Raw genomic sequence first — 12,116 nt, 5'->3', positions numbered from 1 at the left:
ATAAAATTATAAGAATGGAATGATAAACATATGGCTAAAATCGGTTTAACAGATCTTCGGTATGCTGTTGTAGACAGCGAAACGGAGCAAGTAACAACAGTAACAAGAATTAGAGGGGCTCAGAGTGCAAAGCTTGATGTCTCAAACGAAAACGAAAAAATTTACGCCGATGATGGTGTATATGCTGTAATTGGCTCAGGTATTAGTGATGCAAAACTTGAGTTAGGTTTGGCAGATTTGAAACAAGAAGACAGAACGAAAATTCTAGGAATTAAAGTTGTAGATGGAATTGAAGAGTATCACAAAGATACTGATCCTCCATACGTTTGCGTTACTTGGAAAGAGAAGCACCATAACAAAGGGTACATTTACTATGCTCTTTTGAAAGGGAAATTCGCAATCCCATCATCTGAAGGTAAAACAAAAGAAGACAAGGTTAGTGCACAAACAGATTCCATTGAGGGTCAATTCATGCCACGTCAAAAAGATGAGTTGGTATTCCTGATTGGTGATGATCAACACGCTGATTTTACAGTAGAGAAATTTTATAAAAAGGCTTATGGAATCACAGTTACAGATCCAACACAAGATACTACAGTAGCACTGGACAAGTAAATTAATGAACGTTAGACAGCCTAATAAGCTGTCTATTTTTTATTCGAATAAAAAACAAAACTAGTAGATAAAGGTGGAATTTATAATATGGCACGTATTACATTGAAAGATTACTCACAAGCGAAAGTAAATGAAGTAGGAGAAATTATTGAAGTACCTGAGAAAACATATGTCGTTGGAATTGTTACAGCAAGAAAGCTTCGAAGAGCTCTGGAAATCTCTTCTCATGTTGAAGAAATGACTAATTTAGAAGCTAATGATGAAATGATTGACTATATTGTTGAGGTTTTCGAAAATCAATTTACAGCAGATGATGTTTTAGACGGTGTAGCTTCTGATGAACTCGATGAAGTCATTCAAAATGTAATGGATCAAATCACTGGTGCTGAGAAAAAAAAGAAACAACTGAAGGAGAAGGCGTTGAAAGCTCAGGGATAGAAGGCGAAGAAATGACGTATGCGGACTATGTGGGTAAGATTAACCAGCTGTACAAAGACCTGATGAAAGAGGGTTATAAATATCATGAGATAGATCAAATGGATATCAATGGATTCTTCTCTCTCATGGAGTACGAGCATAAGGAAGAAAACAAGATAGTTCCAGCATACAAAATTTTCGGTGTAAACGTGAGGTGATAAACAGGGAGTCCGATTTTGGACTCTCTTTTTTGATTTTAATTCTTGAGGAAAGGAGGTAAACCAATGGCTACTGAAGGAAAACCCATAGGCAGTTTAGTTATTAATGCCACAATGAATGATGCTGGGGTAAACCGAGGTATAACGGGGCTAAAGAATAACCTTAAAACAGCTAAAACAGCAACAAACGCTATGGTTCAGGAACTTAAGTCGGTTGGTGATGAACTTGGCGCAAACAAGAAGCAGCTTGAAGGTTATTCAAATCAGTTAAAGATCCAAGAGAGTATTGTTGAAGAATACAATAAGTCATATCAAGAGCAAGTTAAGCTTTATGGAAAAGGCTCAGAACAAGCACAAAAGTATGCACAACGTTTAAACACTCAAATACAGACTTATCAATCCTTACAGGGTTCGATTATGCGTACTGAAACAACAATTAAACGACTTGAACAAGCCGAAGAAAAAGCAAGTAATAGCACAGAAAAACTTTCGGTTGATCTGAAAAAGACCGGCGACTCTTCAAAAGAGGCACATGGAGATGTATCCAAGTTTTCTTCATTTGTTAAAAGTGGGCTTGTAGGAGCGCTTGCTAAAGGTACGTTAGCTGTAGGTGCTTTGACAGCAGCAGTAAGTGGAATGGGCGCTAAAATGGTGCTTGATACACAGAAAACCCAAGGGGAATTTAGAGCGCAACTAGGACTGACAGAGGTTGAAGCTAAGAAATTAACCACTACAGCAACAGCAGTATGGAGAGACGGCTTCGGAGAAAACATGGAATCTGTTAAAAATTCTATTGGACAAGTCAGGCAGAACATAAAGGGTCTTAGTGAAAATGAATTGAAACAGGTCGCAAAGGATTCTATTGTATTAGCTGACACCTTCGATGCTGATGTGAACGAAGTTACACGAGCTGGCAATAACATTATGAAGGGCTTCGGAGAATCGAGCAAAAAAGCGTTTGATTTAATGACCTATGGAGCACAAAATGGCCTGAACTTCTCAAATGAAATGTTTGACAACCTTTCTGAGTATGCACCGTTATTTTCGAAAATGGGTTTCTCAGCGCAAGAATACTTCCAATTGTTAAAGAAAGGAACAGACTCTGGCGTTTATAACCTTGATTACATAAACGATGTAATGAAAGAATTCCAGATCAGGGTAAAAGATGGTTCTGATTCAACATCAGGAGCTATGGGACAACTGTCAGGAAGCACTCAGAAGGTATGGAAAAGCTTTTTAAAAGGGAAGAGTACGGTTAAAGATGTTTCAAATAAAGTCCTAGGTGAATTGAAAGGCATGAAAAACCAGGTCAATGCCAATAACATTGGTGTCGCTTTGTATGGTACTAAGTGGGAAGACTTAGAATCAAAAGCGATGTATTCATTGGGTGGCATTGATGGGAAAATTGGTCAGATTGATGGCAAAACTAAAGCAGCAGGACAGGCTTTACAAGATAATTTTGGTGCTCGTTTAAAGAAGATTGGTCGAACAGGTTTGACAGCACTAATGCCTTTAGGAAATGGGTTACTGAATGTATTAGAACCTGCTATGAATGGCTTAGAATCAGGAATGAAGGGGCTTGATCCTGTATTCAAAAGTATTTCAAGCGCAGGGAACAACATTAAAAAGGTGTTCTCTGGTATCTTTGATATTTTCAATGGTGATTCTAACAAAGGTTCGGACAAGCTCATGGATTTCTTTCCTGTTTTAACGGTACAGTCCATAATTGACGGCATTAATAGCATAAAGAACTCGTTTAATGGGTTGAAAACACAGGCTCAACCGATCATAGACAGTATGAAAAGTGGCTTTGCTGCAATGCAACCCGTCTTTTCAACAATAGGGACAATTGCATCCAGTGTATTTGCCACACTTGGGCCATTAATTAAACAAGCATTAGGCGGTATCATGTCGTTTGTAGGACAGCTATCAGCACAATGGGGGACATTCTGGAAAGAGAACGGAACGGTTATTTCTCAAGCACTTCAAAATGTTTGGAAAGTCGTTCAATTCGTAATGCCTGTTATTCTTGCAATCATACAGTCAGTTTGGGGGAATATTAAAGGCGTTATAACTGGGGCTATCTCAGTTATTCAGGGTGTTATCAAAGTATTCTCAGGGTTATTAACGGGCGACTTCGGTAAGATGTGGGAAGGTATTAAACAAATCTTCTCAGGTGCAATTAAAATGATTTGGAATGGTATCCAATTAACATTCTTCGGTAAGATACTTGGCGGTGCTAAAGCATTAGGTGCTGGACTTAAAGGTATTTTCCCTAAAATGTGGGGTTGGATTAAAGGTGTGTTCAAGGATGGTGCTTCAAGCGTCGGGAAGTTCTTCATTTCTATGAAAGACAAGGCATTTAAGATTGTCAGTGATATGAAATCAGGTATCACTAAAAAGTTTTGGGATATTGTTGACGCTGCTAAAGCATTGCCTAAAAAAATGGGTGATGGAATCAAGACTATGGGCGGTAAAGCCTGGGACGGTATCAAGGCGTTTGGAAATAGAACACTCCGTGGCTTCGGAAAAATCATCAATGGTTTTACTCAAGGCGGTATTAACTGGATCCTTGGAAAGATCGGCGTCTCAGAAGACAAGCGAATACCAAAATGGGATGTTCCTCAATATGCAAATGGTACTGGAGCTCATCCAGGTGGACTTGCAATCCTTGGTGATGGTAAAGGTTCAAATGCGGGCTCAGAAGCCTTCATAACACCTTCAGGACACATGGGCTTAAGCCCTGCTAAAGACACGCTCATGAACCTTCCAAGAGGAACAGAAGTCCTTTCAGCTAGAGAAACTAAAGCCTTCTTATCTGGTATCCCGGCATATTCAAATGGAACTAAAAAGAAAGAAGGAATCATCTCCAGGGTATGGAATGGGGCGAAAGCTGCGGCAGGGAAAGTTAAAGACTTTGCTTTAGATGTGTTTAGCTACATCAGTAATCCATCAAAGCTCATTAACAAGGTTATTGAAAAGATTGGTTTGAAGATGCCTAATTTTGCAGGCTTTGCTGGAGATTTTGTCAAAGGTTCATTTAACTTTGTTAAAGACAAATCTGTTGGTTTCATTAAGAAGATGTTTGGTGAAGCCAGTAACTTTGGTGAAGGTGGCACAGCTGCAGTTAAGAAATGGGTAGCTGAAGCATTAAAAATTAAAGGATTGGGCTCACAGTTTTCAAGTGCATTGGAAACCATTGCAATGCGAGAATCTGGTGGTAATCCTAATGTCGTTAATAGATGGGATTCAAACTGGAAAGCTGGTCATCCGTCACAGGGGTTAATGCAGTTCATCCCAAGTACTTTTAATGCTCATAAGGAGCCTGGATATGGAAATATTAAGAATCCTGTTCACCAAGTCCTAGCTTCCATTAATTATCTGAATAGCAGATATGGAGGCATTCTTAATCATCCTGGCTTAAAGGCAATGGCCAAAGGAGGCAGGTACATTGGCTACGATAAAGGCGGTCTAATTACTCGTGACCATACGGCTGAAGTTCACAGAGGTGAGTTAATTCTTCCTTTGCGTAAGTTTAGAAGGAAACAAGCTCACAAGGTGCTTAGTCAGGCTGGGAACATGGTTGGTTATAAACCAGAATCCCAACAAGCCACAGACAATAACGCTCTCTTACAAATGGTTGCAAAGCAGCAACAGCAAATTGACATTCTTCAAACTCAGTCAAATCAGAACAACCAAATGATCGCATTGTTGACGCAACTAGTAGCCAAAGACCCTCAAGTTTCTCTCAATATCCATGATCTAAACAGAGCCCAAGATAAAGCTTATCAAAGAGAACGAGGACAAAAGTACATGATTAATAATTTATCTTTAACATAGGGAGTGATTAATTGAAAAAGAGTGATTTGATTATTGATGGAATGTTTTTAAGCGAGCATCTTAAAGGTGTCTCGCTTTCTTCATTTCGTCCTGAGTCACCATCATATGAAAGGCAAACAACATTTACTCACTCGTTAGTGGATGGAACAATGACCTATCGAAAAGGAAATAAGGGGAGACTCAACGACAAAAAGATTACGGCAACCTTTACTATTATAGCCAGTAATTCACAGCAATTTGATATGAAAAGAGATGAGATATACGATTATCTATCTCGTCCGGATCCTTATTACGTCATATATTCACCACAACCTTTAAAAAGATGGCTTGTTACCTGTGATGACAGCTATTCAGTATTTCGAGAGAACGGCAAGAAGTGGAAAGAGTTTGATGTCACTCTCACAGCCATTCAGGGTGCTGCGGAAAGTGTATATGATAGTACAGCTTCAATGAACCTTGCAGACAATATGTTTCACTTGGGGATGAATATTGGAAGAGACTCTAATCCTGTGTACCATTTCAAGAACCGATCCACGTTCACAGTTGAGAATATAGGCAATGTGACAATAGATCCTTACAGACACAATTACAATGTTGAAATGTACCTTGAAGGAAAAGACATTACAATTACAAACCTAACTAACAACGACACTGTAACACTAGTAGGTACTCAATCTAAGTCAAACAAATTAAGCTTGTTTTCCCATCACATTGTTAATGGAACGAAAGTAATTGAAACAAGAAATGGACGCTTTCCAACATTAGAAAAAGGTCAAAATAAGTTTAAAATCACAGGTGCCACCTATAGTGATATTAAGTTTATAACCCATTTTTATTATAAGTAAGGTGGTGATTTCAGTTGAATCAGATGTACGTGTTGGATAGGAATACAAAAACAAAATATGGGTTGCCATTTGTTGAGCCAAAAGTAAATGACAATGTAAATGGTAAGAAGGACTTGTCGTTTTCAATTATTTTAAACGAAGCCAATCAACTTGAATTTAATGCCTTGGTAGGTAGGAACTTTATTTTAATAGATGAAGTGAGATTTAAGGAACAGCAATACTTTATTAATACCCCGACAATAAAACAAGAGGGTGACGTGCTCTCAAAAGACATTACAGCCACTCACATTTACGCATTCAGAGCTTCAAAACACCTGGTTCACGATACTATCGAAGGCTATAAAACGTTAGATGAAGCCCTATCACATGCTCTAAAAGGCAGTGAATTTAAATATGTAATCATGAACGATGCAAAGAACATAAAGTCAGTTAAATTAGAGAACTTTGGAGCGAAGAAATCCCTAGAGCTCATGGATGAGATAATAACGAACTATGGTGTTGAATTCATTGTTGATAATACGACGATTTATGTTTATAAAAAGGCCGGTAAAGAGATTGTTAAGACCCTGGATAGCACTGTTAATTTAAAGTCGCTGACAATTACGATTACGGAAGACAACACAACGACTCGTGTTAAAGGATATGGGAAGGCAAAGGAAGAGAAAGACACGTTAGGAGACGAAACATTATCCTATAAATCAAAATCCGGCTCATGGTCTTATGATGATTCATTGAAAGCAGATTTCACAAAGAAAATCGGCTCATCATTTACATTTTCGTTTACGGGTACAGGCTTTAAGTTTAAGACGTTAGTTTCAAAGCTTGGTGGCAAATGGGAGTTCAAGATTGGTGATAAGAAGAAAACTATTTCAGTCTATGAAAAGGATGCCAATCCAACTGAAAAGGAATTCGAAATCATTCGTGGGCTTGAAAGCAAAGAATACAGTGTAACAGCCACATTTAAAAACAGGGATTCTAACAACCCTAATACAAAGACAGCGAAGAAGACTGACCCAGTAATGTATCTAGTGAGGGGAAATATCATTACTGTTTACAGGACATACAAGAATGAAGATGAAAAGTATGTTTTCCCTCCGGTTGTCTACAAGCATCCCGATGAAAGTAAGTTCTTGATTAATGGTCAGCCTTCATGGGCTGAGACTGTAACAGACGATTCGATTAAAACGAAAGAGGATATGGAGAAGCTCTTGAAAACCAAGGTGAATCCGTATCCAGAAGTAACGTTTGACGTTGATTACAATGAATTATTGGATGCTGTAATGGCAGGTGTAGAAGACGTTATCCAAGCAGGAGATACAATAAAGGTCAGAGCGAAAACTAAATTAAATGGGATTACATATGAAGACAAAATCCGGATAACCGGTAATGCCTACAACCCATTAGACTTAAGTCAGCCGCAAAGCTTAACCGTAAATGGTGGATATATTAAAAGTCGAATAGATTTAGAGGTTGAGGAAAAGAAACGTGCCAAGAATCAAGAGCAAGCAATAAAGAACTATGAAGCACAGTTGAAAGCAGGGTTAACCGAGATAAACATTATGAAGCAACAAAGCAGCACAGAAACATATCAAACAACAAATACATACACATATTCCATTGAATACACTGGTGGACAGTGGAATGTAGTAAGTGGTGATGGGTTTACAACTATAAACAACAGTACGTTGGTATTGAATACTGATGATGACTTTGATTTTTCTTATGTGACATGTGAATCATCGGCAATTCTCAGAGATAAAGGGATTAGCTTATTTTCAGATTATCAAGACACAGATAAAGTTTTGATTTCATTTACCCAGGATGGAAAAACAATTGTCCCAACAGCCGTTCCGGATGGAGCGAGAGTGAAAATCCTAATTATAGGAACAAAATAGAGGTGAAGTAATTATTGGTTTACTTAAATAAAAAACACGAAGTAACCCCGAATGGGAATTTGTTTAATATCTTAGATAGCAATGCAAGATTGACTGAGAGTGGAATTAATCAAAGCTTGAACGCTTTAAAAGTCCACGCAAAGGCGAGGGGAGCCCACGCAGCCGACCAAATTACATACGGTGCATTCACTTTAGCTGATAAACTAAAATATGACACTTCAAGAATTGACAACCTCATTCTAAATAGTGACAACCATAACATAAATGAGCTTATTGATTTGAGAGTTTCGGCTATTGATGGAAAGACTTTTGCTACAGCTTCAGGACGATTTGTTTATGATGCCAATTATTATAAAAAAAAGTTGGATAGAATTGTCCATGTTGATGATTTTGGGGCTGTTCCTGATGGTGTTACAGACTGTACGCAAGCATTTAAAGATGCAATTGGTGAGGGAAATGTTGAAGTCCATTTTTCTCCTGGTACATATGTTGGTCAAATTGAAGTTCCTTCTAACTGTCGTTTGATTGGCGAAGGAGAAGATATCACATATCTCAAAATGCCTGATGACGCTCCAGCAGGAGCAATATTGCTTACAAATAGAGATCATCAAGCTGGGAACGAGGGTATTTATGTAAAGGGGATTACGTTTGACTGGAATAAAGACCGACAAGGCGGATTAAGAGCACAAGGCGGAATACAATCAAGCTGTGTAACATTCGCCAATACTAAATACTTATGGATCAAGAATTGTAATTCAATCAATGCGGGCTTACATGGCTTTGATATTACAGCTCCGTCTTATAATCATGACGCAGCCAAAGAGCCTGATTACACAGCACAGGGATGTAAATACGTCTGGATAGATAATTGTAGAGCTTCTAACTATGGTGACGATGGGATTACGACTCACTACAGCGAATACATTTTCATTAATAACTGTCACTGCACCAATCCATCAGGTGAAGCACATGATAAGGGATCGTCTAACTCAAATGGGATTGAAGTTGATGATGGTTCTAAAAACGTATGGTTAACGGGTAACTTTACATCTGGAAACATTAGAGGTGTAGAAGTTAAGGCTCATACAGAATGGCCAGCATCAAGAAACATCCATATTATCAGTCATGTTTCTGTTCGTGACGTGCGTTCATATGATTTGAGACATATTGGACATCACAAAGCAGAGGATCCGTGGAGTGATACAGCAAGAGATGTAGCGCTGATAGACTGTACAGCAATTCAGCCTGTATTCAATAGTTTGTATGAGGGAATTACCCCAAGGGCATTGGACGTGTCCGCATATCAACGGGTAGATATTCATGGATTCAGGGCAGAAGGAGACCCTGATTATGACTATAAAGACAATCCTATTGTGTCCTTCCAATTTAAAAGCCGTAAGATTACAGTCAATGGTATGACTATAACAGGGTTTGCGAAAGCAGACTGTGATTTACATGTAGTAGGTGGAGATCAAAGAACTGATGATGTAATGATTAGTAATCTGACGATTCATGATTCAGCTCCAGTTGGCGTGGTTCTTGGTGGTGGTGTGTACAATATTAACTTATCAAATGCTCTCCTACACACAAAAGGTGGTACAGCCGGTATCACTTCCCCGAATACGCAAGCCAATTTGTTATTTGTCAGAGCTTACGGATACACTGATGCTGCAATTTTAGGTGGTGAAAAGTATTCTGTTGTACCAAATAATGTTAAAGGTGGCTTTAGAGCTGCATCCACTTCAGGACACCCGTTAGACAGTACGAGCGCTATCATTGCTACAACAGGTGGTTGTAAAACAAAAGGGCCACGTAATGCAGTTATTGCTTCCTCTGGTGGATCTTCAACTGAAGCTTCAAGACAAGCTGTTATTGCCTCAAATGACTCTCATACTAAAGGTGACGGCTCATCAAGAGCTGTTTTAGCTTCTCAAGGTGTTATTAATGACAATAGTTATAGCATTAGGGGAGGATATGGAACAGGTAAAGCATCTACAGCTAATACTAAATGGGAAATAGACTCACAAAACGGCAATATCTTAGGCGTTGGTCGTGTTGAAAGTGCTTCAAACTTCAAAGACTATGCTGAGTATTTTGAATCTGCAGATGGCAAAAAGATTGAAAGTGGATACCTTGTAACCCTTGAAGGAGATAAGATTCGCAAGGCTTTAAAAGGTGATGAGATTCTTGGAGTTATTTCTGAGACAGCAGGTGTTGTATTAGGTAGTGCTGAGTTTTATTGGAATGACAGATACCTTAGAAATGATTTCGGTGGATTGATCTATGAAGAAACTGAAGTTGAATACACAGATAAGGATGGGAACATAAAAACTGAAAAGAAAAGCCTTCCTAAGCCCAATCCGGACTATGATCCTGAATTAGACTACACTTCACGACAGGAACGTGATGAGTGGCATATTGTTGGTCTTATTGGACAGATACATGTACGTATTGATGATACTGTTCAAGCAGGTGATAAGATTATAGCTAAGAATGGTAAAGGATCCAAATCAGATGACAACACGGGATTAACAGTCATGAAAATTAAGCAGCCATATGATTCTAATAAGGGATATGGTGTAGCAATAGCATTTATTAGATAAGGAGGTAGTAACGATTTATAAGAAATCAGCATATACGTTTGACATTAATACAGTTTCACAAGGTACATACAGATCAGCTTTCAAGTTTTCAACTCAAGATGTTGGAACAGCAAAGCTGATTTTTAATTTGCGTAAAGACGATGCGCCATTACCATTATCAGCGGTGACAGGGAAAGTAATCCTTGTTCCTGCCAATGGTAAGAAAAGAGTACGGGACGTTACATTAGTTGATAAAGTAAATGGAATTGCTGAATATGTTCTTGATGAAGATGAAATCAAGATGTATGGATTGTTTCAATGTGAGTTAGTCCTGGTTTATAGCAACAAACAAGCTATGTCTGCTCATAAGTTTGGCTTTGAAGTTACACAAAGCTTAATGGATCAAGATATTGCACCAGTAGGTGAATACTACATTGATGATTTTGAGACATTGAAAGCAAAGGTTATTGAGATTTATGATTCAACCATTCAAACGCTTGACGATTTAAAGAAAAAGTTTGAAGACTTGGAGAACATCGAAACAAAACAGGGTGCTCAAGAAAAGGTAGATGCTGTTCAAGCGAATCTTGATAATCATCTGAATGACAAGAAAAACCCACATGGTGTAACAAAAGCACAAATAGGGTTATCAGCCGTCACTAATGACGTTCAAGCAAAGAAAACGGATTTTGACAAACACACCTCAGATACCTCTAATCCCCACAAGGTAACTGCTGCACAGCTCGGACTTGATAAAGTTGATAATGTAAAACAAGCTGATTATTATGCTTTTCGACAACACGATAACAACGGAGAAAGACATACATCAAAAGCTGATAAGGATAGATGGAATGCAGGACAGCTTTTTAAATTGACTCAGGACAACGGTGCAGCACAGTATATGGTAGGCATCGATTTTAATGCGGTTACAGATACCGGATTCTATTACATGAGTGGTGCAACAACAGCATTAAATGCGCCGGTAAATAACAATGGTTACTTAATGGTCTATAACTACAGCACGTATGCGTATCAAGAATACACGTCCTATAGTAGCAGTGACACAACATCATCTGGTCGAAGGAAATTTATGAGAAATAAAGTAGCTAGTTCTGATTTATGGACATCTTGGCGGGAAATTGAATCTGTAGAAGGATCACAGGCGAAGGTGGATAAATCGTTGACAGAGGCGAAGGCATATACAGACACAAAAGTGGGGCAGATCGCGAGTGTGTGGACGGCAATTCCTTTAATAAACGGTGCAATAACTGACGCTGCATCCCCGTTGCGGTACCGAACTAAAAATGGAGGAGATGAAATTCAGCTTAATGGGGGATTTAAGTCTACGTTTAATACGATCATCGCATCAGGATTACCAAAGATAAAAAATCCGATTGAGTTTCTGGTGGCCACTGTTGGGACTTACGGTTATTTACGATTGGATTATAGAGCAAATGGTGAACTATATTTAGCTGGTGGGACAGTAAACAGTGAGGCTAATATTAGCAAGATATCTGTTAATGCAACAGTTCCAGTATTATAAAGGAGTGTGACATATGGAAGAAACAACAATTGAATTGTCAGATTTAGTATCTCAGGATTCTGGATTAGCTTATGAATTAATGATTGTTCAAGCAAAATGTGAACAGCTTAAAAAGGAAAATGCTCAATTAGCTTACGAAGTAATGACAGGAGGTTCTTAAA

Annotated in this window: 9 protein-coding genes; all 9 read left to right on the top strand. The window is 38.5% G+C overall.

Annotated elements, in window-relative coordinates:
• Positions 1 to 30 precede the first annotated feature (30 nt).
• The 9 genes from JNUCC21_RS16210 to JNUCC21_RS16170 all read left to right on the top strand — a co-directional run bounded on the left by JNUCC21_RS16210 (position 31) and on the right by JNUCC21_RS16170 (position 12,115).
• Positions 31 to 615: a major tail protein gene (locus JNUCC21_RS16210; protein WP_013353327.1), complete on the top strand. Its 585-nt coding sequence runs from the start codon at positions 31 to 33 to the stop codon at positions 613 to 615.
• A gap of 87 nt (positions 616 to 702) precedes the next feature.
• Positions 703 to 1,053: a phage tail assembly chaperone G gene (gene gpG, locus JNUCC21_RS16205; protein ID WP_013353326.1), complete on the top strand. Its 351-nt coding sequence runs from the start codon at positions 703 to 705 to the stop codon at positions 1,051 to 1,053.
• An 11-nt stretch (positions 1,054 to 1,064) separates the two neighbouring features.
• Positions 1,065 to 1,250 carry a hypothetical protein gene (locus JNUCC21_RS16200; RefSeq protein ID WP_013353325.1) on the top strand — a complete coding sequence of 62 codons (186 nt, stop codon included), beginning with the start codon at positions 1,065 to 1,067 and terminating at the stop codon, positions 1,248 to 1,250.
• Positions 1,251 to 1,316: 66 nt separating this feature from the next.
• The gene (locus tag JNUCC21_RS16195; RefSeq protein WP_369878322.1) at positions 1,317 to 5,090 is read left to right on the top strand and encodes a phage tail tape measure protein; all 3,774 of its coding nucleotides are present in this window, start codon (positions 1,317 to 1,319) and stop codon (positions 5,088 to 5,090) included.
• A gap of 11 nt (positions 5,091 to 5,101) precedes the next feature.
• On the top strand, positions 5,102 to 5,935 hold the full coding sequence (locus JNUCC21_RS16190; RefSeq protein WP_013353323.1) for a phage tail domain-containing protein: 834 nt from the start codon (positions 5,102 to 5,104) through the stop codon (positions 5,933 to 5,935).
• A gap of 23 nt (positions 5,936 to 5,958) precedes the next feature.
• Positions 5,959 to 7,830, top strand: coding sequence for a prophage endopeptidase tail family protein (locus JNUCC21_RS16185; RefSeq protein WP_369878832.1), 1,872 nt, complete (start codon positions 5,959 to 5,961; stop codon positions 7,828 to 7,830).
• Positions 7,831 to 7,844: 14 nt separating this feature from the next.
• Positions 7,845 to 10,433 (top strand): peptidase G2 autoproteolytic cleavage domain-containing protein, encoded by a 2,589-nt coding sequence (locus JNUCC21_RS16180; protein WP_369878321.1) that lies wholly within the window; start codon positions 7,845 to 7,847, stop codon positions 10,431 to 10,433.
• 13 nt (positions 10,434 to 10,446) lie between these two features.
• The gene (locus JNUCC21_RS16175) at positions 10,447 to 11,955 is read left to right on the top strand and encodes a BppU family phage baseplate upper protein (protein WP_369878831.1); all 1,509 of its coding nucleotides are present in this window, start codon (positions 10,447 to 10,449) and stop codon (positions 11,953 to 11,955) included.
• A gap of 13 nt (positions 11,956 to 11,968) precedes the next feature.
• Positions 11,969 to 12,115: a hypothetical protein gene (locus JNUCC21_RS16170; protein WP_155515271.1), complete on the top strand. Its 147-nt coding sequence runs from the start codon at positions 11,969 to 11,971 to the stop codon at positions 12,113 to 12,115.
• Position 12,116 lies beyond the last annotated feature (1 nt).

Source organism: Bacillus sp. JNUCC-21, from assembly GCF_041222765.1.
In the GTDB taxonomy this organism is placed as follows: domain Bacteria; phylum Bacillota; class Bacilli; order Bacillales; family Bacillaceae; genus Bacillus; species Bacillus velezensis.
The sequence above is the reverse complement of the archived record's forward strand: the minus strand, read 5'-3'. Positions and strand labels throughout refer to the sequence as shown.